This is a genomic window from Neisseria montereyensis (genome assembly GCF_024834045.1).
GTDB lineage: Bacteria > Pseudomonadota > Gammaproteobacteria > Burkholderiales > Neisseriaceae > Neisseria > Neisseria montereyensis.
Genome location: NZ_JANUXW010000002.1, coordinates 312387 through 339086 on the forward strand (window position 1 = coordinate 312387; position 26700 = coordinate 339086).

General features: G+C 42.6%; 24 protein-coding genes and 2 tRNA genes. 21 read left to right on the forward strand and 5 right to left on the reverse strand.

Annotation, left to right across the window (positions count from 1 at the left end; genetic code table 11):
- The first annotated feature begins 35 nt into the window (after nt 1–35).
- The 14 genes from NXS09_RS03775 to NXS09_RS03840 all read left to right on the forward strand — a co-directional run bounded on the left by NXS09_RS03775 (nt 36) and on the right by NXS09_RS03840 (nt 15390).
- Entirely contained in the window at nt 36–782 is a 747-nt protein-coding gene (locus NXS09_RS03775) for an ABC transporter ATP-binding protein (protein WP_259291215.1), read from the forward strand.
- A gap of 442 nt (nt 783–1224) precedes the next feature.
- Nucleotides 1225–2310, forward strand: a complete 1086-nt coding sequence (gene hisC / locus NXS09_RS03780) for a histidinol-phosphate transaminase (RefSeq protein ID WP_259291216.1) — start codon at nt 1225–1227, stop codon at nt 2308–2310.
- Nucleotides 2311–2388: 78 nt separating this feature from the next.
- The gene (gene hisB / locus NXS09_RS03785) at nt 2389–3306 is read left to right on the forward strand and encodes an imidazoleglycerol-phosphate dehydratase HisB (RefSeq protein WP_259291217.1); all 918 of its coding nucleotides are present in this window, start codon (nt 2389–2391) and stop codon (nt 3304–3306) included.
- A gap of 274 nt (nt 3307–3580) precedes the next feature.
- Nucleotides 3581–4012 carry an EamA family transporter gene (locus tag NXS09_RS03790; protein WP_259291218.1) on the forward strand — a complete coding sequence of 144 codons (432 nt, stop codon included), beginning with the start codon at nt 3581–3583 and terminating at the stop codon, nt 4010–4012.
- A gap of 353 nt (nt 4013–4365) precedes the next feature.
- Nucleotides 4366–4656: a hypothetical protein gene (locus tag NXS09_RS03795; RefSeq protein ID WP_259291219.1), complete on the forward strand. Its 291-nt coding sequence runs from the start codon at nt 4366–4368 to the stop codon at nt 4654–4656.
- A gap of 418 nt (nt 4657–5074) precedes the next feature.
- Nucleotides 5075–7282 carry a TonB-dependent siderophore receptor gene (locus NXS09_RS03800; protein ID WP_259291220.1) on the forward strand — a complete coding sequence of 736 codons (2208 nt, stop codon included), beginning with the start codon at nt 5075–5077 and terminating at the stop codon, nt 7280–7282.
- 46 nt (nt 7283–7328) lie between these two features.
- Nucleotides 7329–8255: an alpha/beta hydrolase gene (locus NXS09_RS03805; protein WP_259291221.1), complete on the forward strand. Its 927-nt coding sequence runs from the start codon at nt 7329–7331 to the stop codon at nt 8253–8255.
- A 223-nt stretch (nt 8256–8478) separates the two neighbouring features.
- Nucleotides 8479–9087 (forward strand): alkylmercury lyase family protein, encoded by a 609-nt coding sequence (locus tag NXS09_RS03810; RefSeq protein ID WP_259291222.1) that lies wholly within the window; start codon nt 8479–8481, stop codon nt 9085–9087.
- Between the two features lie 476 nt (nt 9088–9563).
- On the forward strand, nt 9564–10301 hold the full coding sequence (locus NXS09_RS03815; protein ID WP_259291223.1) for a pirin family protein: 738 nt from the start codon (nt 9564–9566) through the stop codon (nt 10299–10301).
- Between the two features lie 117 nt (nt 10302–10418).
- Nucleotides 10419–11027, forward strand: a complete 609-nt coding sequence (locus tag NXS09_RS03820) for a nitroreductase family protein (protein WP_259291224.1) — start codon at nt 10419–10421, stop codon at nt 11025–11027.
- 152 nt (nt 11028–11179) lie between these two features.
- On the forward strand, nt 11180–11866 hold the full coding sequence (locus NXS09_RS03825) for a hydrolase (protein WP_259291225.1): 687 nt from the start codon (nt 11180–11182) through the stop codon (nt 11864–11866).
- Nucleotides 11867–12063: 197 nt separating this feature from the next.
- Nucleotides 12064–12312 (forward strand): XapX domain-containing protein, encoded by a 249-nt coding sequence (locus NXS09_RS03830; protein ID WP_259291226.1) that lies wholly within the window; start codon nt 12064–12066, stop codon nt 12310–12312.
- A 143-nt stretch (nt 12313–12455) separates the two neighbouring features.
- Nucleotides 12456–14342 (forward strand): amidohydrolase, encoded by a 1887-nt coding sequence (locus NXS09_RS03835; RefSeq protein WP_259291227.1) that lies wholly within the window; start codon nt 12456–12458, stop codon nt 14340–14342.
- Nucleotides 14343–14487: 145 nt separating this feature from the next.
- Nucleotides 14488–15390 carry a pirin family protein gene (locus tag NXS09_RS03840; protein WP_259291228.1) on the forward strand — a complete coding sequence of 301 codons (903 nt, stop codon included), beginning with the start codon at nt 14488–14490 and terminating at the stop codon, nt 15388–15390.
- Between the two features lie 199 nt (nt 15391–15589).
- Here the strand turns inward: NXS09_RS03840 and NXS09_RS03845 are convergent.
- From NXS09_RS03845 to NXS09_RS03860, 4 genes are all read right to left on the reverse strand, one after another.
- A tRNA-Ser gene (locus tag NXS09_RS03845) sits at nt 15590–15680 on the reverse strand.
- Nucleotides 15681–15707: 27 nt separating this feature from the next.
- A tRNA-Ser gene (locus NXS09_RS03850) sits at nt 15708–15798 on the reverse strand.
- A gap of 81 nt (nt 15799–15879) precedes the next feature.
- Nucleotides 15880–16659, reverse strand: a complete 780-nt coding sequence (gene yaaA / locus NXS09_RS03855; RefSeq protein WP_259291229.1) for a peroxide stress protein YaaA — start codon at nt 16657–16659, stop codon at nt 15880–15882.
- Nucleotides 16660–16825: 166 nt separating this feature from the next.
- On the reverse strand, nt 16826–18133 hold the full coding sequence (locus tag NXS09_RS03860) for a replication-associated recombination protein A (RefSeq protein WP_259291230.1): 1308 nt from the start codon (nt 18131–18133) through the stop codon (nt 16826–16828).
- A 264-nt stretch (nt 18134–18397) separates the two neighbouring features.
- On the opposite strand from NXS09_RS03860, the gene NXS09_RS03865 reads away from it, so the two are divergent.
- From NXS09_RS03865 to NXS09_RS03880, 4 genes are all read left to right on the forward strand, one after another.
- Nucleotides 18398–18754 carry a hypothetical protein gene (locus NXS09_RS03865; protein ID WP_259291231.1) on the forward strand — a complete coding sequence of 119 codons (357 nt, stop codon included), beginning with the start codon at nt 18398–18400 and terminating at the stop codon, nt 18752–18754.
- A gap of 82 nt (nt 18755–18836) precedes the next feature.
- On the forward strand, nt 18837–20249 hold the full coding sequence (thrC, locus tag NXS09_RS03870; protein ID WP_259291232.1) for a threonine synthase: 1413 nt from the start codon (nt 18837–18839) through the stop codon (nt 20247–20249).
- Between the two features lie 125 nt (nt 20250–20374).
- Nucleotides 20375–22168 (forward strand): lipid A export permease/ATP-binding protein MsbA, encoded by a 1794-nt coding sequence (msbA, locus tag NXS09_RS03875; protein ID WP_259291233.1) that lies wholly within the window; start codon nt 20375–20377, stop codon nt 22166–22168.
- 70 nt (nt 22169–22238) lie between these two features.
- The gene (locus tag NXS09_RS03880; protein ID WP_259291234.1) at nt 22239–23015 is read left to right on the forward strand and encodes a ferredoxin--NADP reductase; all 777 of its coding nucleotides are present in this window, start codon (nt 22239–22241) and stop codon (nt 23013–23015) included.
- A gap of 101 nt (nt 23016–23116) precedes the next feature.
- On the opposite strand, the gene hemA is transcribed toward NXS09_RS03880, so the two are convergent.
- A complete protein-coding gene (hemA, locus tag NXS09_RS03885) occupies nt 23117–24379 on the reverse strand; it encodes a glutamyl-tRNA reductase (protein ID WP_259291235.1) in 1263 nt (420 codons plus the stop codon).
- Between the two features lie 259 nt (nt 24380–24638).
- On the opposite strand from hemA, the gene NXS09_RS03890 reads away from it, so the two are divergent.
- The 3 genes from NXS09_RS03890 to NXS09_RS03900 all read left to right on the forward strand — a co-directional run bounded on the left by NXS09_RS03890 (nt 24639) and on the right by NXS09_RS03900 (nt 26500).
- Entirely contained in the window at nt 24639–25580 is a 942-nt protein-coding gene (locus NXS09_RS03890; protein WP_259291236.1) for a class I SAM-dependent methyltransferase, read from the forward strand.
- Nucleotides 25581–25704: 124 nt separating this feature from the next.
- Complete coding sequence (locus NXS09_RS03895) at nt 25705–25935, forward strand: hypothetical protein (protein ID WP_259291237.1); 231 nt, start codon at nt 25705–25707, stop codon at nt 25933–25935.
- Between the two features lie 94 nt (nt 25936–26029).
- Complete coding sequence (locus NXS09_RS03900; protein WP_259291238.1) at nt 26030–26500, forward strand: RICIN domain-containing protein; 471 nt, start codon at nt 26030–26032, stop codon at nt 26498–26500.
- Nucleotides 26501–26700 lie beyond the last annotated feature (200 nt).

Below are 26700 nucleotides of genomic sequence, written 5' to 3' on the forward strand. Positions count from 1 at the left end.
CAGGCAATGCCTGTTTTGATGATGAGGAAATGACTATGCAGACTGCTTTCAGTATCCGTAACCTGCTTGTCGAAACCAAAAATAAAACCCTGTTGACTATTGATAAGCTGGATATTCCTGCCGGTTGCCATACTGCTGTTATCGGGCCAAACGGTGCGGGTAAATCCACTTTGTTGAAGGCGCTAATCGGCTTGGCGGGCAAGGGGGAAATTACTTTATTCGATCATGCCGTACCGCCTCAATTGAAGCAGGGTAAAGTGGCGTGGGTAGGGCAGCACGGCCAATATCAAATGCCGCTGACTTTAGAAGAATATGTGCGGCTGGGTGTTCAAAATGGCTCTGCATGGCCGTTTCAGACGGCCTCGAAATCTTCTGAAGACATTACCGAATTATTAACTTATTTTGATTTGCAGGATTTGGCCGGAAAACGGATTCAAACGCTTTCCGGTGGTGAGCGGCAGCGCGCCAATATTGTCCGTGCATTATTGCAAAAAGCGCCTGTCGTGTTACTGGATGAGCCGTGTAACCATCTCGATATCCGTCATCAGCACGGTTTAATGCATTATTTGAACACTCGGCGAAATGAGTTTAGTGCGGTTATGGTTTTACATGATTTAAACCTGGCTGCACGCTATGCCCAATATATTGTGCTGTTGGATAAAGGCAGTATTGTTGCAGCCGGTACGCCGGAGGAAGTGATGCAGCCGGATCGATTGGAAGCGGTATACCATTGGCAGATACGCCGTATTGATGATGGTGATACGGTGTATTTTGGTACTTGAGTATTTGTATTTATAGGCCGTCTGAAAAGTTGTATGTAGTTATATTATTAAAAACAGCAGGTTGTGATGAGGGGCAGATGATATTCTACCCCGTTTTTTTCATTGGAAATAAAAAACATTGTTTCATCGTATTTGATATAAAGTAATATATGTGGTGCTATAATGAATCCAAATAGTGTATATTAATTTTTTATTTAGAAAAAGTTTGTTTTTTACTATGTTTAATTATTTTTAGGATAAAAAATAATTAAACGGAATGTATTATTAATACTAAATATTGATTGGGTAAAAAAATGTGAAACGTTTGCTATAAGTCTTAAGAGTAATGGCGGGTGTAACTGTTTTGTCTATATAATAATAAAATCATTCTTTTCAGACGGCTTTTTTATTGATGTCTGAATAAAAAGTTAATGAATATAATCGAAGAAAGAATAATGCGGATATGACGATATTATCTGATTTTATACGCGACGATATTCAAGCGTTAACGGCGTATCAGGTTGCAGAGTTGCCGGAAGGCTTTATTAAATTGGATGCTATGGAAAGCCCGTATCATCCGTTTTCAAGTGATGAAACACTTAAAAGACGATGGCTTGAGTTGTTGTCTCAAGCACCTATTCACCTTTATCCCAATCCGGCTACCAGCGGATTACAAGAAGCGCTGCGGCAGGCATTTAATATTCCGGATGCCGCTCAAATTGCGTTGGGGAACGGTTCCGACGAATTAATCCAGTTGCTTACTATGCTGGTTGCTAAACCTGAAGCAACGGTTTTGGCGGTGGAACCAAGCTTTGTGATGTATAAGCACAATGCCGTTCTGTATGGTATGAATTATGTCGGTGTTCCGTTGAATGATGATTTTACCTTGAATTTAACGGCGGTTTTGGCAGCCATTGAAAAGCATAATCCGGCTTTAATTTTTATTGCATATCCGAACAATCCGACCGGGGTATGTTTCGAGCGGGAAGAAGTGGAACAAATCATCCGTGCCGCCAAGGGTATTGTAGTAGTGGATGAGGCATATGGTGCGTTTAGCCGCGATAGTTTTCTTCCTCAGGCAGGCAGCATTGAAAATTTAATTGTGATGCGTACTATCAGCAAAATTGGTTTTGCCGGCTTGCGTATCGGTTATGCTTCTGGCGCTGCTACGGTGATTAATGAGTTGGCAAAAATCACGCCGCCTTACAATATGAATCAATTAAGTTTGGCAACGGCTAAATTTGCTTTGCAACATTCGGAAAAGATTGCTGAAACGATTGGACAATTAAAAAAAGAGCGGGAAAGGCTATTGGCAGCATTGTCGGCAATAGGCCGTCTGAACGTTTTCCCCAGTGAAGCTAATTTCCTGACGGTCAGGGTGCCTGATGCCGGGTTACTCTATGAAACATTAAAACAAAATAAAATCTTGATTAAAAAATTACATGGTGTGCATCCTCTTTTAGACGAATGTGTGCGTATTACTGTAGGATCACCTGAAGAGAATAATGCTGTAATCAATGTTTTTAATAAGCTATATGACGAAAGATAAAAGTTATTTTGAATGTTAATTTAAAGAATAACGTTACTGATTTTTATCAATTTAATGACAACATTTTTGGAAACAGTTATGAACAAAACACAACTCCATTTGCAAAACTTATTACTGCTGATTAAAGAAGCCGGTTCGATGGCTGAATTGGCCCGCCGTTGCGGTTATGATAATTCGGCATCGTTGTCGCAAATCAAACGCCGTTTGGAAATACAAAGTAATGATGAAAACGGACGGGGGATTAGAGCCTCATTATTGGCTAAGCTTGAAAGTGGCATGGGTAAACGTAAAGGTTGGATGAATCGCGAACATGATTCTGAAGCGGAACAGCGTAAAAAAGAAGCGGCCGTATCTGCCATATCCCATAGCGATCTACCGGTATTGGATTTTCAGTCTGCCGAAGGGCGTGTAGCAATTGTTAACCGCAATACAAGCGAAACACAAATTTCGGTTGCCATTAATTTAGATGGGACAGGGCAGAGTCATTTTGATACCGGTGTGCCATTTTTAGAACATATGATGGATCAGATTGCACGTCATAGTTTGATTGATATTGATATTACCTGTAAAGGTGATTTGCATATTGATGATCACCATACAGTAGAAGATATCGGTATTACTTTGGGGCAGGCACTGAAACAGGCTTTGGGTGACAAAGCTGGCATCCGCCGTTATGGTCATGCTTATGTGCCGCTGGATGAGGCTTTAAGCCGTGTTGTGATTGATTTGTCCGGCCGTCCGGGTTTGTCTTATAACGTAGAGTATACCCGTGCGATAATAGGTAGATTTGATGTGGATTTATTTGGTGAGTTTTTTGCCGGTTTGGTGAATCACAGTATGATGACATTGCATATTGATAATCTACGCGGCAAGAATGCCCACCATCAGGCTGAAACCATATTTAAAGCATTTGGCCGGGCATTGCGTATGGCTGTTGAGTTTGATGATCGTATGGCCGGTCGTATGCCTTCAACGAAAGGTACGTTATCTGCTTAATTGTTATTATAAAATAAACACAAAGCCGTCTGAATTATTCAGACGGCTTTGTGTTTATTTGGTTGTAATAATGGATTTAATCGGAATTAAATTTTATTGATAATCAATTTTACTTTAAATATAATTTAAACACATGATATCGAAATGAATTATTCTTAAATCTTTGTTTCCTTTCAATAATATACAATTGTTACAATGACTTATAAGCAGTAGAATTTAAATAGCATAATATTGCTACTCGAAAATCCGGTATGGTATGTGTATAGGAGGAATAATGGCTGAACACGGTTGGTTATTTTGGGCGTTAACATCCGCCGTTTTTGCGGCACTTACCGCCATTTTTGCTAAAGTCGGTTTACAAGGAATTGATTCTGATTTTGCTACTTTTATCCGTACATTGGTGATTGTCGCGGCTTTAGCGCTTTTTTTAAGTTATAGCGGCAAATGGCAAAATCCGGCGACGCTTAGTGTGAAAAACTGGGGTTTTCTCGTATTATCCGGGTTGGCGACCGGCGCATCATGGCTCGCTTATTTCAAAGCTTTACAGCTTGGTGATGCGTCGAAAGTGGCACCGGTCGATAAATTCAGTTTGGTATTGGTTGCGCTGATGGCGGTTATTTTTCTCAAAGAGCGACCTAGTGCGCAAGAATGGCTGGGGATTGTGTTTGTGGCGAGCGGCGTGTTACTGCTTGCCTTAAGGCGTTAATGTTATAGCGCTTGCGCACAGTACCAAGCTAACGGCTATGTCTATTATCGGGCTGAAACCATTTGGTCTCGTATTGCGTATGGTGGGACATATGCTTTTGAAAAAAGGCATATTATCGGTACAGATACAGATTATTACGTTTAAGAATAAAGGCCGTCTGAAAGTTTTCAGACGGCCTTTATTCTTAATTGATTACTTTTTGTGCATGTATTGAATATTTCATATGTTTATTGGGCATATCATGCTGATAAGAAACATTTTGGCAATCTGTATATTTTGAATGTTCGCAATAATCTGAATTAAAAACAGGTTCCGTCTCATTATTGATGGCTATTTTAAAAGGCGGGATAAAAATGCATAAATATTATTTTAATGGTGTGATTACTGTAATCCATGTTCATGATTATTCTGTATTACGGAAATGGTATACAAAGCTTTTAGGTGAGCATGCTATGGCGCTGGAGCAGGGTATAGGTGAATGGAATATTGGAGCTGGTTGGTTACAAGTGACTGAAAGCCCTATATATGTAGGGTATTCTGTTGTTATTTTGAGGGTTGATAATATCATTGCTCAAAAAGAAATATGTGAGTCTAAAGGATGTAGTATTTCTGAAATACAGGATTTTGGCTTTATTCCGTTATGATATTTAATACTAAGTATTGAGCTGATGTTGATTAGGCGTGTAAGGCATTTGTGGACATTGTATTGATTAGACAACAGTCAGTTTTTGAATTGTATTGGATGCTAACAAGAAAGGTTCAATATTATTTTTTAGACGTGTAGGTATAAATTATTTTTCATCTATCTAGGAAATTTCCCATATTTTGAGCTGTCGCCAATTTTTTATGGTCATACTTTGAATAGCCGCTATTTTTACCAAGTATTTATATTTAATTAACATAAAAATCACATATATTTCAAACCCGATAGCATATATTTTTTCAATTTTTCAGTCTATTTCTTTGTAATAGTTAATTAAATTAGTATTTAAAAGTTATTGATAATCAATTCTATTTAAAATATAATTTAACAGACAAAATTCATTAAATATGGTGCTGAAAATGAATTATTCCCAATTTTCTATGAAGCCTTTGTGTTTGACCTTGTTGATGTTGGGCGGTGTGACATCCGTATATGCGGATGATGAGCCGACAGTTGAGTTGGAAAGTGTCACTATTACGGCTCAACGACCGTCGGCGTGGCAATCCCCTCCGGGTGTAGTGGCTATCCGTAGTGCGACGGCAACGAAGACGGATACTCGGATTGACCACACTCCGGCATCAATATCGGTAATCACCCGTGATCAAATGCGGGATCAGGGTGATGAAACAGTTGCTCAGGCTTTACGTTATACACCGGGTGTTTATTCCGAATCCAGAACCAGTACCCGCTACGATAGTATTTTTATGCGTGGTTTTGGTGGTTTTGGTAGGGAGGCCAATTTTGTTCAATACTTGGATGGTCAACGTTTGGCACGGGGATTGAGTTATCTGAATCCCAATGTGGATCCGTTTTTGTTGGAACGTATTGATGTTGTACGCGGGGCAAACTCGGTGCAATACGGGCAAATCAGCCCGGGTGGTATGGTAAACCAAATTAGTAGACGTGCTCACTTTACACCCGGAGGTGAGGTAGAAGCTAGATTGGGCAATAATCAGCAACGGGTTCTTGGTTTCGACGTTAATCAGCCGTTAGGGCCGAGCGGGGAAGAAAAAGTGGCGGTACGGTTGGGCGGTGTATACCGCTATAACGAATCTGAAACCGATTTGAAAACAAAACGCTACGCGTTGGCACCTTCGGTTACATGGAAAATCGGCCCGAAAACAGAGTTGACTGCCCATGCATTTTGGCAACGAGATCCGGAGGGTGGCGAGTATAATTCATTGCCCGCATTAGGTACGTTAATTGATAACCCTGCCGGCAATGTGCCGCGCCACGAGTTTTTAGGCGATCGTGATTTTGAACGTTATAACCGTCATTATTATACTTTGGGCTATCGTTTTTCTCATAGTTTTAATGACAATATATCGTTTCAGCATAATCTTTTGTATTCAAAAGGTCGGTCTTCTTTCCGTAATACATCGTTGTTGGCTTATTTGTCGGGTAGTAACTGGTCGCGTACATCTACGGCTGCGGATGAGCATGCGCGTGGCTTGAGTGCCGATATGCAATGGCGGTTCCGTTTCCATACCGGATCGGTACAACACAGTTTGAATACCGGTTTGGATTATTTCGATACACGTTCCGATCGTTTATTGGGTAATTTGCGTGGTGCAATGGTACCGCCGGTTGATACCAGCAATCCGCAACCAAGCAACATTCCTACACCACCGTGGAATAGTGACAGTAACCATAAACAACGCCAATGGGGGATTTATCTGCAAGATCAAATTGAAGCCGGGCCGTGGTTGGCGCAGTTAGGTTTGCGTCATGATAAAGTGCGTACGCGCGATACCGTTGATGTTTTGCCCGCACGCAGACGTACTACCGATACCAATTTGACCGATAGTAAAACCACTTATCAAGCCGGTGTCATGTATCGGTTTGCTTCGGGTGTATCCCCTTATTTGAGTTATTCCACTTCATTTGAACCCACCGTTGATGCCAATCCGTTTGGTGATCCGTTTTTGCCAACCACGGCTAAGCAGTGGGAGGCGGGCTTGAAATACCGTCCGCAAGGTATGCGAGCATTATTTAGCGGCTCGGCTTTTGATTTGACCCGAGATAATGTATTGACTAAGGATGTACGTCCGGGTGCCAATCCCAATGCCCGTATTCAAACCGGTCAGGTTCAGGTGCGTGGTTTGGAACTTGAAGCACGGATGGATTTAAATGATCGTTTGAGTACGATTGCAACAGGCACTTGGCTGCGCCCGAAGGTAAGCCGTACCAATATTGCTGAAGAGGCCGGTAAACAGCCGGTAGGGGTGCCTAAAACAATGGCATCGTTATGGGCACAATATGCGTTTTTAAATCAAAATCTGGAATTGGCTGCCGGTGTGCGTTATGTGTCATCTAGCTATGCCGATGTTGCCAATACGTTTAAAGTACCGTCTAAAACATTAATTGATCTTGGCGCACGTTATAATTTAGGCCATATTAGTCCGAATTTGAAGGGTGCGGTAGCTTCGCTGAATGTGCATAACTTAACCGATAAGGAACATTATGGAGGCTGTTTCAGCCGTGGTTTGGAAGGCAATTCAACGACCACGCAATGTTTCCCGGGTAGTCGCCGCAGCGTGGTATTAGGCTTAAATTATGCTTGGTAATATTTTAAAAAAAATAACGTTTATCGTTGTTATTTTAGGGCTGGGGATGCCATTGGTTTTTGCGCAAACCCAGCCTGATAAAATGAGTTTTATGAGTGATGCAAAATTAGTAGGTGCAAAAGAATATACATTGACAAGCCGTCACACCGGTAAAACATATCGTGTCCAAGTTATTGCAACAGGTGCGGAGCCGGAAGGTGGTTATCCCGTATTGTATGTTTTAGATGGTGATGCACTATTTCCCGTAGCGGCAATGGCTGCCGAAGGTATGGTTATGCGGGCAATGGAGAATAATACGGTTCCCATGTTGATTGTCGGTATCGGCTATCCGAACGGGAAATTATTGAATGTAGCAGCGAGGGCGGAGGATTACACCCCGCCGTCTGAAAATTATCAAAATACCGGTGACCGCCGTAATAAAAAGTTTGGTGGTGCCGAGCGGTTTTATCAGTTCCTACAAGATGAATTGAAAACAGATATCGCTAAACGCTTTCATGTGAATCAAGATTGGCAAAGTTTATTTGGTCATTCTTATGGCGGCTTATTCGGCCTGTATACATTGTTTAACCATCCCAATAGTTTTCAAAATTATTTGGTTGCCAGTCCTTCGATATGGTGGAATCAGCAACGTATTTGGCAAGACTGGCCAAAGTTCTTAAAAAATATTAATCAGGTAAAACAAACTGTCGGTGTACGTTTGACCGTAGGTGAGTATGAGGAAAAAATAGCTCCTCATTTGGCACAAAATCAGGAACGTCAAAATATATTAACGCGTCGAGGCATGATTCGGGAAACGTTATTATTGGAGCGTCGTCTTTCAGAGTTACCTGAAAAAAAAGTAGATACGGAGGTGCGTATTTATGATGCGGAAACGCATGCGACCAGTGTGTTACCGGCACTGCTTGATGGTTTGAAATGGTTGTATGTGCGTTGTCACATGCAACAGCAATGCTCGGAATCTATGGAAAAATAGAATTTATTTTAAAAATAAAACAGTATCTTTTCATTTCAAAATATGTAGTTATTAAGAGGGTGTTGTAGTGTCTTATAATTTATTTGACATAATTTTGGTAGATATGGATTTTTTTAAATAGTCGGCATAAATAATGTTGGTAATGATGATATACCTGGATGAAATATAGTAGTAATATTGTTATAAGCGTATTGTTATAACATTACATTTTTTGGAGGGTATAATGCAACAAGCCATTTCTATTCGTGATTATTTTACACGTCCTATGGTCGCACGCTTGTCATTGGAAGAAAATACGATAAGGGAAAACGTGATGCAGGCTATGATCGCCAGCCGTAATGCTTATCCGCTGGCCGATGCGCCTAATCGGGAAATACTGCAAAATTTAGCCGAGCGTAATATATTGGCATTGGCCGGTGATGCAGTGGTTGCTGCTTATCCGGTTTCAGGATTGGCGACGAATAAACGGGTTATTTTTGCTGATGGTCGTGAAGCTTATGCTATGTGTGCGATTGATGCTTTAGGGTTTCATTATGCTTTTGGTGAAGATATCCGTATTGAAAGCGAATGTGAGTCATGCGGTGAGAAAATTGTGCTTGCTATGCATGCGGGGCGTATTGATGTGTTAGAGGGCGGTAATGATATTCATGTATTGCATACGGATTTGGAAAATAACCATAATTGGTCATGCAGTTGCTGTAATCTGATGCATTTCTTTTCTTGCTCTGAACAGTTGAATACTTGGCAAAGTGCACATGGTCACGAACAAAAAACATTTGCTTTAGATTTGGAAACTGCCAATAAAGTGGCGTGGTTACTGTTTGCACGTTAGATTTCTCTTGAAACTAGGGTGGTGTGCTCCTATTTCAGTTGCATAGGATGGTGTACACTATTTTATTAAGGGGTGTTTGATATCCTAACTGTTTATTTAATATATTAAATTCTAATTTAAGAAGTATTTCTATCTGGTTTACATGCTAAAAATTTCTTCTTTCTATTGGATTTAGTGTTAAAGTGTTATTATTTTCTTAGTTAGATTTTTGTTTGGATTGATTTACATTCTGATTTATAAAAAATCGTAACTACCTTATTTAGCTTAAGGTAGTTACTTGTTTTAATTTATACTTTATAATTGATTAAATTTTACGGCTATTCTTTCTTTTGTGTTGATACTGCTTTTCGTGTTTGTGCTTTGACGGGTTATGAAACTTACTTATAATGCTATCTATGGTTAATCGCTTGGATTACTTTTAAAGCTTCATCTAAATAGCTTATAAAAAATACAAAATATAATAGATAGGAAATATCATGCAAGCAGTCTACCATCCGGCAGGTTCTCGAGGGTTTGCTAATCACGGTTGGCTTAAAAGTGCACACACTTTCAGTTTTGCTGATTATTACAATCCTGAACGCATGAGTTTTGGTGTGCTTCGCGTGATAAATGATGATTTCATTGAAGGCGGTCAAGGATTTGGTGCACATCCGCATCGTGATATGGAAATTGTTTCCATTCCTCTTGCTGGTGATTTGATGCATAAAGACAGTATGGGGAATGGTAGTATTATTAAAAATGGTGATGTACAGGTTATGTCAGCAGGAACCGGTGTTGTTCATAGTGAGATGAATGCTAATCCGGATAGTGCTGTAAAATTGTTGCAGATATGGTTGTTGCCTCGCAAAAATAGCGTTAAGCCTCGGTATCAACAAATCACTGTTGCTGATAAAGCAAAACCAAATGAGTTTCAACAGATTTTATCGCCGAATGAAGATGATGAAGGCGTATGGATACATCAAAATGCTTGGTTTTCATTAGCCAAATTTTCAGACGGCACCCAAAGGCGCTATGATGTGAAACGCAAAGGCAATGGTGTTTATATTTTTATAATAAAAGGAAAAGCCAAAGTTGGTGGAATGCCTTTAAGTGAACGTGATGGCTTAGGCCTATGGGATATAGATGGTTTCGATGTAAAAGCAGTGGGTGATGCAGAAATTTTGCTAATGGATGTACCGATGGATATTAAAGCTAATATTAACCAATTGAACTAACCAATAGGAATATGAAATAAAATGTTAAAATTTTTAAGCCGAATTTTTAAGCCGTCTGAAAAAAATCTCGGACAAAATTCTACTCAACCTGTAACAACTGAAACAAAGGAAACAAAAATGTCTTTAGTACAAACTTTACAACAAGCTGCAGAAACTCGTCGCTCTGTTTATGCTTTGAACAAAAACTTGCCTGTAAGCAAACAAGAAGTTGCTCAAGTAATTGAGCATGCAGTAAAACACACACCTTCTGCTTTCAACTCACAATCAACCCGCGTTGTTGTATTGTTTGGCGCAGAACATGAAAAATTATGGGACATTGCTATTTCAGAATTGCGTAAAATCGTACCTGCTGAAAGCTTCAAACCTACTGAAGATAAATTGAATATGTTTAAAGCTGCTGCCGGTAGCGTATTGTTCTTCGAAGATAAAAACGTTGTTGAAAGCTTGCAAGAACAATTTGCTGCTTATGCTGCTAACTTCCCGATTTGGGCCGAGCATACCAATGCCATGCACCAATATGCCGTATGGTCTACATTGGCCGCTGCCAATATCGGCGGTAACTTACAACACTACAATCCGATCATTGATGAAGAAGTGGCTAAAGCTTGGAATGTTCCTGCAAACTGGACATTGCGTGCACAATTAGTATTCGGTGGTATTGATGCTCCTGCAGGTGAAAAAGCATTTGCCCCTGTAGAAGAACGCCTGAAAGTTTATGGCCTGTAATCTTTTATACTTGTAATTTTATATATTAGGGCTGACATAAGGCAGCCCGGCCAGAACAGCAATAATATATGTATAAGAGATTACTGATCTTTACATGATTATTGCTGTTTCTGCTTTTAATCCTTATGCTCACATCATTTAAGGAGTTTGTAATGTCAAACAAATATTTAGAGCTTTTAACACCAGAAAACAGCCAGTTAATTATCATTGATCATCAACCTCAAATGGCATTTGGTGTTCAATCTATCGATCGTCAAGTACTGAAAAACAATGTGGTTGCATTGGCTAAATCCGCTAAGATTTTCAATATTCCGACCACTATTACTACTGTAGAAACAGAAGGGTTCTCAGGTCATACTTACCCTGAATTATTGGCTGTATTCCCAGAAAACAAAATTCTTGAGCGTACTTCCATGAACTCTTGGGATGATCAAAACGTGCGTGATGCCTTGGCAAAAAACGGCCGTAAAAAAGTAGTTGTTGCCGGGTTGTGGACTGAAGTATGTAATCTTTCTTTTGCATTATGCGCAGCATTGGAAGGGGACTATGAAATTTACATGGTTGCCGATGCATCCGGTGGTACTTCTGTAGATGCACACAAATATGCTATGGATCGCATGGTTCAAGCAGGTATCGTTCCTGTTACTTGGCAACAAGTATTGCTCGAATGGCAACGTGACTGGGCGCGTAAAGATACTTACGATGCAGTAATGGATGTTGTAAGAGAGCATTCAGGTGCCTATGGTATGGGCGTGGATTATGCTTACACTATGGTACATAAAGCACCGGAACGTGTACAACATGGAGAACGGATTGGTCCGAATCCTGCCAATAAATAAGCTGTAAAAATTAGCGTATAACAATAAACCCAACTTGGCATGATTTAACTTACATATATAAAGTTGAATGAGCAGTTGGGTTTATTTTTCAATAAAGTTTATGTTTTTAATATTACTAACCTGTAATATTGTGGTTTGTAATTTAATTTGTATTAAAAAAATTTGAATATTACACATTTCAATGAGTAGGATAGATTATGAAACTCTATTTGGTTTCACTGGCTGTCGGTATATTGGCAGGCATACTTTACGGATTATTGAACGTACGTTCACCCGCTCCTCCAGTAGTGGCATTGATAGGTCTGTTAGGCATGTTGATTGGCGAACAAGCAGTTCCTTTTGCGAAACAATTGTTTTCCCGACAAGAGACTGCTGCTGTGGTAAGTGAAACTACGGTAGATCAAAATCAAGATCAAAATAAAGCACAGTCTGCTGAAAAACCCTGAATATAAGCAGGATTGGGCTTTTTGCTTATTATGTTATGAATAATAGGCCGCTAGGGGCTGTGGTGTCATATATATTGGTATAAGTTATTTAACCATGGCCGCTAACCATCATTGAAAGTCGTTCAGACTAGAAAGGAATATTTATGACAGCGCCTGATATTATTTTTCACAATGCCGATATTACAACATTAAACCGCGGTCAGCCTACTGCCACTGCAGTTGCTATTAAAGACGGTCGTTTTACTGCCGTTGGCAATGATCAGGATGTTTTGTCCTTGGCTGGAGATGCAACGCGTATTGTAAACCTGCAAGGACGCAGCGTTTTACCCGGTTTGTTTGATAACCATACACACGTTATCCGTGGCGGCCTTAACTACAATATGGAATTGCGTTGGGATGGTGTACGTTCTTTGGCGGATGCAATGGCTATGCTCAAAGCACAAGTGGATATTACACCTGCACCGCAATGGGTTCGTGTTGTAGGCGGTTTTACCGAGCATCAGTTTATTGAGAAACGGTTGCCTACATTGGAAGAAATTAATGCGATTGCTCCGGATACACCGGTTTTTATCCTCCATTTGTATGATCGTGCCTTATTAAATGCTGCGGCTTTGCGTGTGGTCGGCTACACTAAAGATACCCCAGAGCCTCCGGGGGGTGAAATAAAACGTGATAGTAACGGTAATCCCATCGGTTTATTGTTGGCCAAACCTAATGCAGGTATTTTATATGCAACTTTGGCTAAAGGCCCGAAACTGCCGTTTGACTATCAGGTGAATTCAACCCGTCATTTTATGCGGGAGTTAAACCGCTTGGGTGTAACCGGTATTATTGATGCAGGTGGTGGTTCTCAAAACTATCCGGATGATTATGAGGTTATCCAAAAACTAGCCGATGAAAATCAATTAACCGTGCGCATCGCTTATAACTTGTTTACACAAAAACCGAAAGAAGAAAAAGAAGATTTTCTGAATTGGACCTCTTCGGTTAAATATAAACAAGGCGATGATTATTTCAGACATAACGGTGCCGGTGAAATGTTGGTGTACTCTGCGGCCGACTTTGAAGATTTCCGTCAACCGCGTCCTGAAATGCCGCCTGAAATGGAAGGAGATCTTGAAGAAGTTGTCCGTATTCTTGCTCAAAACAAATGGCCGTGGCGTTTACATGCGACTTATGATGAAACCATCAGTCGAGCATTAGATGTATTTGAAAAAGTAAACCGTGATATTCCGCTTGATGGTATTCATTGGTTCTTTGACCATGCTGAAACGATTACACAAAAAAATATTGACCGTATTGCCGAATTAGGTGGTGGTATTGCTGTACAACACCGTATGGCTTATCAGGGTGAATATTTTGCCGAGCGCTATGGTGCCGCTGCTGCAGAACATACGCCGCCTATCAAACGCATGTTAGATAGTGGTGTGAAAGTTTCTGCAGGTACGGATGCGACGCGTGTAGCTTCCTACAATCCGTGGGTATCATTGGCATGGTTGATTAGCGGTAAAACCGTAGGTGGTATGAAGCTTTATCCGCAAGCCAATTTGCTTGACCGTGAAACTGCTTTGCGCATGTGGACCGAGAATGTTACTTGGTTCTCCAATGAAGAAGGTAGCCGCGGTCGCATTGAAGTGGGACATTTGGCAGATATGATTGTGCCGAATAAAGACTTCTTCACTGTTCCGGAAGATGAAATTCCTTTCATGACTTCGGATTTAACCGTTGTCGGCGGTCGTATTGTTTACGGCGCAGGCATCTTTGCCGATTTCGATACACCGTTGCCACCGGCTATGCCTGATTGGTCTCCGGTGAATAAATACCGTGGCTATGCCGCTTGGGGTGACCCTAAAGGCGCAGGTAAAAACTCATTGGCTCCGATGCGCCAACAAGCGATTGCTTCTTGTGGTTGCTCAAATGCCTGCGGTTTACATGGCCATGACCATGCCCGTGCTTGGGCATCTAATGCGCCGGTATCCGATTTGCAAGGATTTTTCGGTGCTTTAGGCTGCTCTTGCTGGGCCGTGTAAAAAAGCCGGATTAAAGATTGTACTTTCATCTATCCATTAGGATAATGTTCAGAGGCCGTCTGAATGTTTCAGACGGCCTTTAAATCTAATAACGGGTTAATGTTTTTAATTAACGATTAATAATAAATAATAAGGAATTCAAATCATGAATATTGAGAAATTTACTGCCCATGTGAAAGATGTCGGCGGCATTCCGGTTAATCGCTTATTGCCGCAGAGAAGCCGTCGCACCGTTGGGGCTTGGTGCTTTCTTGACCATATCGGCCCTGCCGAATTCGGCCCGGACGATGCCGGTATGCAAGTAGGCGCGCACCCGCATATCAATCTGCAAACTTTCACTTGGATGTTAGACGGTCACCAGTGGCATAGAGATAGTTTGGGTAACCGTCAGATGGTATCACCTAAGCAGGTTAGCCTGATGACTGCCGGTACGGGTGACAATCGGGGCATCAGCCATACCGAACAATCTGTAGAAGGTGAAAAATCTATGCATGCGGTGCAATTTTGGATTGCTTTGCCGCTAAATAAAGAAATTGAGCCGGGCTTCAATCATTATGAGGAATTACCACAATGGAGCAAAGACGGCGTTGATTATATTGTGACAACGGGTACCTTTGACGGCCATACCGCACCTACGAAACAGCATAGCCCGTTAGTCGGTGTAGATATGACTTTTAATGATGCCAAAACCATTGAAGTGCCTCTTGAAGCAGGTTGGGAATATGGCATTTTCGTGATTAAAGGGCAGGTTAACGGTAATGATGAGCAAGTTACTCCTGAAGAGTTATTGGTCTTCAGCGAAACCCAAGCTGGCGATGTGATTCGTATTGAGGCTGAAGCCGGTTCGCATATTATTTTAATCGGTGGCGAGCCTTTGCCTCATAAAACAATATTCTGGTGGAACTTTATCAGTGATAATCCGGAGTCTTTAAGAAAAGGTGTCGCCGATTGGAATAATAAACATCCGCGTTTTGGTGATATCGACTTAACAGGCACTCCATTAACACGTTTGGTTTCACCTGAAGCTCCTGAAACGCTAAGATCTTGAGAAAGTAATTCAATATATTAGATTGTTTGGATGAAGCCGCTAAAGAAATTTTTCTTTAGCGGCTTCATAAAAGGTAACCGGATTGCTTATATGAAAACTCAGTTATCTTTTACAGGAATACAGGATACAGGAATACAGGAAAATTTTGGCCAGACAATAAAAAATCCCAAGATATGATTTCTTGGGATTTTTTATTGTCTGGCGGAAGCGGTGAGATTCGAACTCACGGAGGGCTATCAACCCTCGACGGTTTTCAAGACCGTTGCATTAAACCGCTCTGCCACGCTTCCATAACATAAAATAACAGCAATCAAGATTGGCGGAAGCGGTGAGATTCGAACTCACGGAGGGCTATCAACCCTCGACGGTTTTCAAGACCGTTGCATTAAACCGCTCTGCCACGCTTCCGTTTCTTGAAAGCGGGGATAGTAACGGAAAAATGGCCGATTGCCAAGCTTTTTAGCAGATTGGCAGATTAATTTTTTGTTTTTATTTGGATTGTTCTTGGCGTAAAAATACCCATTCGTTTTTATTGGATGCCGCATCATTAAACGCATAACCTTCATAATCAAAATCTTTGAGCTGTTCGGCCTCGCTAATATTGTGTTCGGCAGCATAACGCACCATCAAACCGCGCGCTCTTTTGGCATAGAAGCTGATGATTTTATATTTGCCGTTTTTTTCATCTTTGAAGATAGGGGTAATCAAACGGGCATTGAGTTTATTGGGGCGGACGGCTTTAAAATATTCTTGGGAAGCAAGATTGATTAGGGTGTTGTCCCCTAAGTCGGCTAAGGTTTTATTCAGCAGGTCGGTAATGCGGTTATCCCAAAATTCATACAGGTTTTTACCGCGGGCATTGGCAAAGGCAGTACCCATTTCCAAGCGGTAGGGCTGCATCAGATCCAGCGGGCGGAGCAGACCGTACAGGCCGGAAAGCAGGCGTACATGGGTTTGTAGGTAGTTCACGGCCTGCTGGTTTAATGAGGGCGCATCCAAGCCTTCGTAAACGTCGCCGTTAAACATATAAACCGCCTGTTTAGCGTTTTCCGGTGTGAAAGGCGTATGCCAAACAGTATTGCGTTCAGCATTGAGCAGGGCGATTTTATCGGAAACGTGCATAAGCTCGGCAAGCTGTTGCGGCGATAATAAACGCACTTCTTCCATCAGTTTTTCCGCCTGATCGAGTAAATCGGGGAGGGTGTATTCGGAAACAGGTGCGGGGTCTTTTTCGTTGAGGTTTTTGGCGGGGGATAAGATAAATAACATATCGGTTGATTGGTGGAATGTTGGGAATATGATTACTTTAGTTTGCCGTGCGTGGTTTGGCAAGACCGAATAGATTGGGATATTTTATTGAAATCATTTTAAAGTGTTGAATGGTGAATATAATCTATGAGGCCGTCTGAAAATCTTTCAGACGGCCTATTGTGATTTAAGATGTTGACGATTCATCATCAAGCTGCTTCAGCCATGCCAGTTTTTCGCCGATTTTGATTTCCAAACCGCGTGGAACGGGCCGGTAAAAATCGGGTTCGGGCAGGCCGTCCGGCATATAGGTTTCGCCGGCGGCATAGGCGTTGGGCTCGTCATGGGCATAGCGATAGGCTTTGCCATAGCCCAATTCTTTCATGAGTTTGGTGGGTGCGTTGCGTAAATGTACGGGTACTTCGTCGCTGGCGTGTTCTTTAACGAATGCACGCATTTCGTTATAGGCACGGTATCCGGCATTGGATTTTGCGGCCGCAGCCAGATACAGCACGGCTTGGGCGAGTGCCAGCTCGCCTTCGGGTGAACCGAGGCGTTCGTATGTGGTGGCGGCATCATTGGCGATTTGCATGGCGCGGGGGTCGGCCAAGCCGATGTCTTCCCAAGCCATGCGCACGATACGGCGGGAAAGGTAATGCGGATCGGCACCGCCATCGAGCATGCGGCAGAGCCAGTATAAGGCGGCATTGGGGTGGGAGCCGCGAACGGATGTGTGCAGCGCGGAAATCTGGTTATAAAAACTTTCGCCGCCCTTATCGAAACGGCGGATTTGGGTGCCTAGGCTTTCGGCTAAAAATTCGGGGGTAAGTGTTTTTGTGTTTTGGGTGTCGGCCGCACGCAATAATTGTTCAAGCAGGTTTAGCAGGCGGCGGGCATCGCCGTCGGCGGTATTGATAAGTAGTGTTTGCGCGTCATCGGTCAGGCTGAAGCCGTTGTATTCTGGTAGGGCGAATACTTTGTTTATCAGCGTTTTTAGGTCTTCGTTGCTTAAGGGTTGTAAAACATAAACTTGGGCGCGGCTGAGTAGGGCGGGATTGACTTCAAACGAGGGGTTCTCGGTGGTGGCACCGATAAAGGTAAGCAGGCCGCTTTCCACATAGGGTAAGAACGCATCTTGTTGCGCTTTGTTGAAACGGTGGACTTCATCGACAAATAAAATCGTGGCGCGACCTTGTTGCAAGGCTATTTGCGCTTTATCGATGGCTTCGCGAATATCTTTGACACCGGAAAAAACGGCGGAAACGGGCAGGAATTGGGCATTGAAACTTTGGGCAAGAATTCTCGCCAAAGTGGTTTTACCCACACCCGGCGGCCCCCACAACAGCATAGAATGGGGTTTGCCACCGTCAACGGCGACACGCAGCGGTTTGCCGGCACCGATTAAATGCTGTTGTCCGACCACTTCGTCAAGCGTGTGGGGGCGCAGGCGTTCGGCCAGTGGGGCATCGGGTTCGCGGGTAAACAAATCAGGCATGGCGGCAGCTTTCGTTTCAGACGGCTTATATTATATAGTGAATGAATCATTGGTATATATTGTATTGTAGGATATGATGTTTTTGTTTTGAGCGTAAGACCAACGAAGTTTATTATCAATAATGTGTCAGTAGCGGCATGATGTTGTACAATAATATCCGTTTATTTTCAGACGGCCTGCGGATATGGGCAACAGCAGGGTAACAATATACTGAACACTGAACAGATACGTTTTTATTGCGTTTATTAAAGGATGAAATAGAATATGAAAAAAATAACAGTAGCCGCTTTAGCGTTATTATTAGCAGCATGTGCGGCCGATGGCGGCTTGAATACGGGCGCCGGCGGAATGGGGCAGTCGCTGATTAAAGCGGCGGTTGACAACCAATGCCGTACCGAGCTGAATAACCGCAACGAATGGCGTTTGGCTGCTTTGGCCATGTCGGCAGAACAGCAGCGGGACTGGGAAAATAAAATTTGCGGGTGTGCCAGTGAAGAAGTACCTAATCAGGTAACCGCCAACGAATTATTGCAGGCATTGAATCCGGCCACCCGTCCGCAGGCAGTCGCGTCGGTAACGTCAAAAACCGTGAATGCTTGCGTGAAGCGTTTATTTAATTGATTTTTTTTCAGACGGCCTGTGTTGACAACAGGCCGTCTGAAAATATGATTTGAACAACTTATAAGCATTAAGAAAAATAACCATGAAATATATCAGCACACGCGGCGCGACCGCACATAAAACATTTAGTGAAGTTTTATTGATGGGATTGGCACCCGACGGCGGTTTGATGTTGCCGGAAAGCTATCCGCAAATCAGCGGGGAAACCTTGGCGCAATGGCGCGGCCTGAGTTATCCGGAGTTGGCCTTTGAAATTATGAGCCTGTTTATCAGCGATATTCCGGCCGATGATTTACGCGATATTATCAACCGTACTTATACCGCCGAAGTATTCGGCAGTGCCGATGTTACGCCGGTGCGCACACTTTCAGACGGCCTTAAAATCCAAGCCCTGTCCAACGGTCCGACTTTGGCCTTTAAAGATATGGCGATGCAGTTTTTGGGTAATATGTTTGAATATGTGTTGGATAAAGAAGGTAAACAGTTGAATATTCTCGGTGCCACCAGCGGTGATACCGGTTCGGCGGCCGAATATGCTTTACGCGGCAAAAAAGGCATTCATGTGTTTATGCTGTCACCCGAAGGCAAAATGAGTGCGTTCCAGCGCGCGCAGATGTATAGCCTGCAAGATGACAATATTCACAATATCGCGGTAAAAGGCATGTTTGACGACTGTCAGGATATTGTTAAAGCCGTGCAGAGTGATATGTCTTTTAAAGAGCAATACCATATCGGCACCGTGAATTCCATCAACTGGGGGCGCATTGTGGCGCAAGTGGTGTATTACTTTGCCGGTTATTTCCGTGCGACGGAAAACAATGAACAGAAAATCAGTTTCTGCGTGCCCAGCGGTAATTTCGGTAATGTTTGTGCCGGCCATATCGCACGGATGATGGGTCTGCCTATTCACCGCCTGATTGTGGCAACCAATGAAAACGATGTATTAGACGAGTTTTTTAAAACGGGTATTTATCGCCCGCGTACAGCCGAGCACACGATGGTTACGTCTAGCCCGTCGATGGATATTTCCAAAGCTTCTAATTTCGAGCGTTTTATTTTTGATGTTACCGAAAGAGATGCCGACCAGATTCAGGTGTTATGGGCGGAAGTGGCTGCCGGTAACGGTTTTGATTTAAGTCTGTCGTTGGAAAAAATACAGGCGCAATATGGTTTTGTGTCCGGCAAAAGCCTGCATACCGACCGTTTGCAAATGATTGCCGAAGTGTATGGTACGGATCATGAATTAATCGACCCGCATACGGCGGATGGTGTCAAAGTTGCCCGTGAAGTACGTCAGCAGGATGAAGTCATTGTTTGTTTGGAAACGGCATTGGCGGCTAAGTTTGAAGATACCATCAAGGAAGCGGTCGGTGATGTGAATATCCCCCGTCCGGCTGCTTTGGAAAATCTCGAAACCTTGCCGCAGCGGGTTGAAGTGGTGCCGCATAATGCGGATATTGTTAAAATGATTATCCGTGAAACCTTAGACAAATAAAAGATATCGAAGGCCGTCTGAAATATTATTCAGACGGCCTTCGATGGTTTGTTATCTTCTGTAAACGTTGTGATGAGAAGTATTTTTGTTTACAATCGCAAGTTTGCGCCCATTGGCGGAGTGATATGCAAAACCCATCACGAGATAAAACGAATTGGACGCTCTATAAGCGTTTATTCGGCTATCTTAAAGATTATTTAAAAATTTTTATAGCTGCCGTTGTGTCTATGTTGATTGTAGCCGCAACGATGCCGGCATTCGGCTATCTGCTCAAACCTTTGATCAATGAAGGCTTTGTTGATAAAAACATGCAGAAGATGGTTTGGCTGCCTTTAGCGATTATCGGTTTGTTTTTGGTTCGCGGTATATTTAACTTTATAAACGAATACAGTACAACCTACCTTTCCGGTCATCTGGTACACCGTATCCGCAGTGAAATGTTTGAAAAAATGATGCATCTGCCTTCAAACTATTTCAGCCACCATAGCAGCGGGCGGATTTTGTCGCGTATTTTAAACGATGCAGGGTTGATTACCGAAGCCGGTTTTAATGTGATTACGGTGATTGCCAAAGACGGTGTCAGCGTTATAGGCTTGCTCGGCCTGTTGTTTTATTTGGATTGGAAGCTGACGCTGATTACATTTATTATCCTGCCCATATTGGCGGTGAGTATCCATTTTGTCAGCCGCCGTTTGCGCCATCTCTCACAAGCAAACCAGACTTATCTGGGGAAAATGATGCAGGTGCTTAATGAGAGTGTCAATGGTGTGCGGGTGGTGAAAGTTTACGGTGGTAAACAGTATGAAACCACACGTTTTCAAACCACTTCTACCAATGTTCGCCGAAACAGTGTTAAACAGGCCTCAGCCAGTGCCATCGGTACGGGTTTTACCCAACTCATGGTTTCGGTTGCATTGGCGCTGATTATATATGTGGCCGCAGGGCAGGCAAGATCTTCCGGATTCAGTGCCGGTGATTTTATGGCGTTTTTATCCAGCATGATGATGTTGTTTGACCCTCTGCGAAGGATGACCGGAGTAGTGCAGTCGCTTCAACGTGGTTTGGCCGCAGCGGAAAGTGTATTCGATTTTTTAGATGAGGCGGAAGAAACCAACAGTGGCCTGCAAGTGTTAACAGAAGCTCCGGCAAACATTGAGTTTCACAATATTATGTATCGGTATGAGGGTGCCGAGCGCAACAGTCTCAACGGCATCAATCTGACTGTACCGATGGGTAAAGTGGTGGCATTAGTGGGTGCGTCCGGTAGTGGCAAAACCACCTTGGCCAATATGTTACCCCGTTTTTTCGACCCGATCGAAGGGGAAATTCTTATCGGCGGCACCGATATACGTGAATTTACACTGGAAAGCCTGCGAGAGCAGATGGCTTTGGTGAGTCAGGATGTCGTGCTGTTTAACGGAACGGTTGCCAGTAATATTGCATATGGCCAAATGAATAAGGCCAGTGAAGCCGATATTATCCGGGCGGCCAAAGCGGCCAATGCCTGGTCTTTTATCCAAGATATGCCAGAGGGCCTGCAAACGGAAATCGGTGAAAACGGTTTGAAACTATCCGGTGGCCAACGTCAGCGTTTGGCGATTGCGCGGGCGATTTTAAAAGATGCACCGGTATTGATTTTGGATGAGGCAACCAGTGCTTTGGACAGCGAATCCGAACGTTTGGTACAGGCCGCATTGGAAAACTTGATGCAGAACCGCACCACTATTGTGATTGCACACCGTCTTTCCACCATAGAAAAAGCCGATAATATCGTGGTGATGCATGAAGGGCGTATTATCGAGCAGGGCACTCATGCTGAATTGATAGCAAAAGGCGGCCGCTATGCTGATTTACACAAGTTACAATTTGCTTTTGATCAGGAAGATCCCGACCGTGCAGCAACGGCAGCGGCCACCTGATTTATGTTTTCAGACGGCTTTCTGCTTGTTCAGACGGCCTTTCTATTTCCAATTATGTTAGGAACCGATAATGGCAGCATTTAATACTCAGAAAGTTTTATCCGTACACCACTGGACAGACGCTTATTTCACTTTCACCTGTACCCGCGATGAGTCGCTACGCTTTGAAAACGGCCAATTTGTAATGGTTGGTTTGATGGTAGACGGCAAACCATTGATGCGTGCATATAGTGTTGCCAGTGCCAACTGGGAAGAGCATTTGGAGTTCTTTAGTATTAAAGTACAAGACGGTCCTTTGACCAGCCGTTTGCAGCACTTGAAAGTAGGCGACGAAGTATTGATCAGTAAAAAGCCTACCGGTACTTTGATTTGCGGTGATTTGAATCCGGGTAAGAATCTGTATTTATTGTCTACCGGCACCGGTATCGCCCCTTTCTTGAGCATTACCAAAGATCCGGATGTGTATGAGCAGTTTGAAAAAGTGATTTTAGTGCACGGTGTGCGTTATAAAACCGATTTGGCTTATTACGACCGTTTTACCAAAGAGTTGCCTGAGCATGAATATTTGGGTGAAATTGTTAAAGAAAAATTGATTTATTATCCGGTGGTTTCGCGTGAAGAATTTATTCATCGCGGCCATATTACCGATTTGATGCGCAGTGGTAAATTGTTTGAAGATATCGGCATGCCGATGATGAATCCCGAACATGACCGTGCCATGTTGTGCGGTAGCCCGGCCATGTTGAAAGACACCAGTGAAGTATTGAATGAGTTTGGCTTAACCGTTTCTCCGAAAATGGGGCAACGTGGTGATTATTTGATTGAACGTGCATTCGTTGATCAATAAGCTACTGGTGTCGGAAAATTAATAATAAAGCCGTCTGAAAACTTTCAGACGGCTTTATTATTTTCATTTATGTAGGTGGTATGTGGCAGCGTGGCGCGTTATTATTTATTTTGTTTGGGTTGTTCCAAAGCGTATATTTGTGCAACGGCATCTACTAATTCACTGCTTTTTGCACCGGCTTTATTGAGTGTTCGTGTTGGCGAGTGTAATAGCTTATTGGTGAGTTGAACCGACAAACGTTCCAATACTTCTTCCGGCGGCGCACCTTTGGCCAATTGCTTCATGGCATTTTCCAGAACATAACGGCGGGCCCGTTCACCTTCATCGCGTAAAGCACGGATGAGCGGAACACTTTGCCGGCTGCGTTGCCATTCTTCAAACTCGGAAACTTTTTGCTCAACCATTGTTTCCGCTTCAATAGCCGCTTTTTTACGCGCTTGTTGGCCGCTTTGTACAATATTGGCAATATCATCTACGCTATAAAGATAGGCATCGTTCAAGTCTGCCACTTCCGCTTCAATATCGCGAGGAACAGCTAAATCAAGCATGAATACCGGCATATTTTGGCGTTGTTTGAGTGCACGTTCTACCATGCCTTTTCCAACAAGGGGCAATTGGCTGGCCGTGGAAGAAACAACCACATCATATTCGTAAAGGATATCGGGTAATTCCGATAAAAGATGCGGTTCCGCATTCACACTAAGTTTTTCACATAGCTCCTGTGCACGCGGTAAGGTACGGTTGGCAACACCGATAAGGCGGGGGTTTTTGGCGGCAAAATAGGTTGCAACCAATTCAATCATTTCGCCGGCACCGATAAATAAAACGTTTAAATCGGCAATAGAGGGGAAAATCTGTTCCGCCATCTTAACGGATGCGGCCGCCATAGAAACAGAGTTTTCACCAACCGCCGTTCCGGTACGCACTTCTTTCGCTACTGCAAAAGTTTTTTGAAACAAAGCATTTAGCCAAGTATCTACCGTATGCTGTTCTTGTGCAATGCGTACGGCATCTTTAATTTGGCCGAGAATCTGCGGTTCGCCCAAAACCATAGAATCCAAACCGCAGGCAACACGGAAAGCATGGCGTACGGCGTCATGGCTGTCGAGTGTATAGAGATACGGGCGGATTTCTTCCACATTCAGTTTATGGTAATCGGCAAGCCATTGGATAATATTTTCAGCATCACCGACGCCGTAAACTTCTGTACGGTTACAGGTGGAAAGAATGACTGCTTCTTGAACATTCCGGCCGTCAACCAATGCGCTCACGGCATTCGGAAGGCCGTCGGCGGGAAACGCCAGCTTTTCGCGTATGCTGAGGGGAGCGGTTTGATGGTTGAGACCGACTGCGGTAAGTTGCATTTGATGTATAGGAAAACAGATATATAGTTCGTTATTATAGCTTAAATTTCAATTAATAAAAATGTTGGGGTGATAGCGATTATTGATAGACCGCGTTTCTATGTGGTATGAAATTTTAATATTAAATATTTGAAATATATAAAAAATATTTTTATCAAAGTAAAGAATCAGGCTTTACGGTAAAATTATCTTATCTATTGCAAAGTATTTTTCTATTTACATTGAAAAAATAAGCCGCAAGGCCGTCTGAAAGCTGAATATGACCGACATTACTTCTTTTGCCAACCGGTTGGGCAAAAATATCAAACACTATCTGAAATGGGCGCGCCGCCAGAATATAGAAGCATGGCGTATGTATGATCGTGATATTCCGCAATTCCCTTTTGCTATCGATGTATATGGCAGTCATATCCATTTGCAGGAATATGATACCGGTTGGCAGATGCAGCCTGAAGAATATGAAGCATGGTTGGCAGAAGTATTGGAAGCTATTTCTTTTGTGACCGGTTTCCCGCCTGATCATATCCATTTCAAACGCCGCGAGCGCCAAAAAGGCACAAAGCAATATTTGAAAACGGGCAAAGCGGGAGCGGATTTTACGGTTACTGAAAATGGCCGGAAGTTTTGGATTAATTTAGATAAATATTTGGATACAGGCCTTTTTCTCGATCATAGAAATACACGTCGAAAGGTTGGTGAAATAGCAGATGGTAAGTGTTTTTTAAACCTGTTTGCTTATACCGGCAGCTTTACCGTATATGCGGCAACAGGCGGTGCGGTGAGTAGTGAAACGGTGGATTTGTCGAATACCTATTTAGATTGGGCGCGGCGTAATTTTGCATTGAATCATATTGATGAAACTAAACACGAAATTATTCGTGCCGACGTGTTCCAATATCTTCAGACGGCCTATTCGGAAGGCAAACAGTTTGATTTGATTGTGATGGATCCGCCGAGTTTTTCCAATAGTAAGAAAATGCTGGATATTTTAGATATTCAGCGGGATCACGGTAAATTGATAGATGGTGCGATGCGGTTGCTGGCTTCAGACGGCTTAATGTTTTTTTCTAATAATTTGCGCAGTTTTGAATTAGATGCCGAATTGATGGATAAGTTTGCGGTAAAAGATATTTCCAAGCAATCGGTACCCGAAGATTTCCGTAATAAAAAAATTCATCAATGTTGGGAAATAAGGCACTAAGTCTGTAAAGAAAATGCTATTATAAATATTTATATAGAATTTTTATAATAAATAACTATATGAATATATAAAATTTATTTTATTGCCGTTTGCTTGTTTTTTATACCGCTTGAGAGAAATAATAATGAAAAGTATATTTTTTATGGTAAATCTACTGCTATTGGGCGGTTGTTTTTATGCAGAGACACCGGACGGACGAATAGCTGTTGTCGATTTGCCGGTTCAGTCGCAAACAACCACTCATAAAAACATTACCATTAACGCTCCTCCGGGAACAACGGTTATTTATCAGGAAGCACAGCCGGTAGTACCTGTTTACCAACATAGATACAATCGAAACCGACGTCGTCGTTAATTAAAACACCCTAATAGTGTCGGGTAGTATGTGGATTCTAAAACTGGTTTATTGATACAAAACCAAATGATTATTTAAAAGAAAAGGAGTGATTATGAAAACGTCAGCTGTTTTCTTGCTTTTTCCGGCATTTGTTCTTGTTGGTTGTGCTTCAGGCGTCAATCAATCAAAGCCATCGGCTAAAACTGTTCAAGCTGCATCCTCTGCTGGTTATCATATTCAAACGGCGACAGGTAAATGTCTTCAATTAGACGGCAAACGTAAACAAATCATTACGGCAAATTGTGATGATAAAAGCAGCCAACGGTTTGCCATATCGGGCAATGATATTCGTATTGAAGGTATGTGCCTTACAACCAGCGGAACCGGTAAGAATAAAGGGCGTAGATTATCGGTGCAGCAATGTGTTCCCAGTGCGGCGCAACAATGGTATCGTGAAGGTCAAACTATACGCAGTAAATTAAATGGCAGATGTTTGGAGACAACGGGGCAAACCGGTATGCCGGTGCGGTTGGCCGCATCTTGTAGTAATAAACGCAGCAGGCATTTTTCATTTACCCGTTAATTATGGGTATGCATTAATTTAATACTATGAGGCCGACCGAATGTTTCAGACGGCCTCATTTTTTCATTTTTTAATGGCTTAAAATTCAATTTTTATTCAAAATCATTATTGTTTATTTAATCACAATATTCATTATTCAATATAAGACTATATTCATTCGGCGTAAAAGCAGGCATAATACCAGCTGGATTAAAAAAAGA

Excerpts from the sequence above, each read along its gene's own strand:
- NXS09_RS03775 (WP_259291215.1), top strand. The coding sequence starts at position 36 with ATGCAGACTGCTTTCAGTATCCGTAACCTGCTTGTCGAAACCAAAAAT.
- hisC (WP_259291216.1), top strand. The coding sequence starts at position 1,225 with ATGACGATATTATCTGATTTTATACGCGACGATATTCAAGCGTTAACG.
- hisB (WP_259291217.1), top strand. The coding sequence starts at position 2,389 with ATGAACAAAACACAACTCCATTTGCAAAACTTATTACTGCTGATTAAA.
- NXS09_RS03790 (WP_259291218.1), top strand. The coding sequence starts at position 3,581 with ATGGCTGAACACGGTTGGTTATTTTGGGCGTTAACATCCGCCGTTTTT.
- NXS09_RS03795 (WP_259291219.1), top strand. The coding sequence starts at position 4,366 with ATGCATAAATATTATTTTAATGGTGTGATTACTGTAATCCATGTTCAT.
- NXS09_RS03800 (WP_259291220.1), top strand. The coding sequence starts at position 5,075 with ATGAATTATTCCCAATTTTCTATGAAGCCTTTGTGTTTGACCTTGTTG.
- NXS09_RS03805 (WP_259291221.1), top strand. The coding sequence starts at position 7,329 with ATGCCATTGGTTTTTGCGCAAACCCAGCCTGATAAAATGAGTTTTATG.
- NXS09_RS03810 (WP_259291222.1), top strand. The coding sequence starts at position 8,479 with ATGCAACAAGCCATTTCTATTCGTGATTATTTTACACGTCCTATGGTC.
- NXS09_RS03815 (WP_259291223.1), top strand. The coding sequence starts at position 9,564 with ATGCAAGCAGTCTACCATCCGGCAGGTTCTCGAGGGTTTGCTAATCAC.
- NXS09_RS03820 (WP_259291224.1), top strand. The coding sequence starts at position 10,419 with ATGTCTTTAGTACAAACTTTACAACAAGCTGCAGAAACTCGTCGCTCT.
- NXS09_RS03825 (WP_259291225.1), top strand. The coding sequence starts at position 11,180 with ATGTCAAACAAATATTTAGAGCTTTTAACACCAGAAAACAGCCAGTTA.
- NXS09_RS03830 (WP_259291226.1), top strand. The coding sequence starts at position 12,064 with ATGAAACTCTATTTGGTTTCACTGGCTGTCGGTATATTGGCAGGCATA.
- NXS09_RS03835 (WP_259291227.1), top strand. The coding sequence starts at position 12,456 with ATGACAGCGCCTGATATTATTTTTCACAATGCCGATATTACAACATTA.
- NXS09_RS03840 (WP_259291228.1), top strand. The coding sequence starts at position 14,488 with ATGAATATTGAGAAATTTACTGCCCATGTGAAAGATGTCGGCGGCATT.
- yaaA (WP_259291229.1), bottom strand. The coding sequence starts at position 16,659 with ATGTTATTTATCTTATCCCCCGCCAAAAACCTCAACGAAAAAGACCCC.
- NXS09_RS03860 (WP_259291230.1), bottom strand. The coding sequence starts at position 18,133 with ATGCCTGATTTGTTTACCCGCGAACCCGATGCCCCACTGGCCGAACGC.
- NXS09_RS03865 (WP_259291231.1), top strand. The coding sequence starts at position 18,398 with ATGAAAAAAATAACAGTAGCCGCTTTAGCGTTATTATTAGCAGCATGT.
- thrC (WP_259291232.1), top strand. The coding sequence starts at position 18,837 with ATGAAATATATCAGCACACGCGGCGCGACCGCACATAAAACATTTAGT.
- msbA (WP_259291233.1), top strand. The coding sequence starts at position 20,375 with ATGCAAAACCCATCACGAGATAAAACGAATTGGACGCTCTATAAGCGT.
- NXS09_RS03880 (WP_259291234.1), top strand. The coding sequence starts at position 22,239 with ATGGCAGCATTTAATACTCAGAAAGTTTTATCCGTACACCACTGGACA.
- hemA (WP_259291235.1), bottom strand. The coding sequence starts at position 24,379 with ATGCAACTTACCGCAGTCGGTCTCAACCATCAAACCGCTCCCCTCAGC.
- NXS09_RS03890 (WP_259291236.1), top strand. The coding sequence starts at position 24,639 with ATGACCGACATTACTTCTTTTGCCAACCGGTTGGGCAAAAATATCAAA.
- NXS09_RS03895 (WP_259291237.1), top strand. The coding sequence starts at position 25,705 with ATGAAAAGTATATTTTTTATGGTAAATCTACTGCTATTGGGCGGTTGT.
- NXS09_RS03900 (WP_259291238.1), top strand. The coding sequence starts at position 26,030 with ATGAAAACGTCAGCTGTTTTCTTGCTTTTTCCGGCATTTGTTCTTGTT.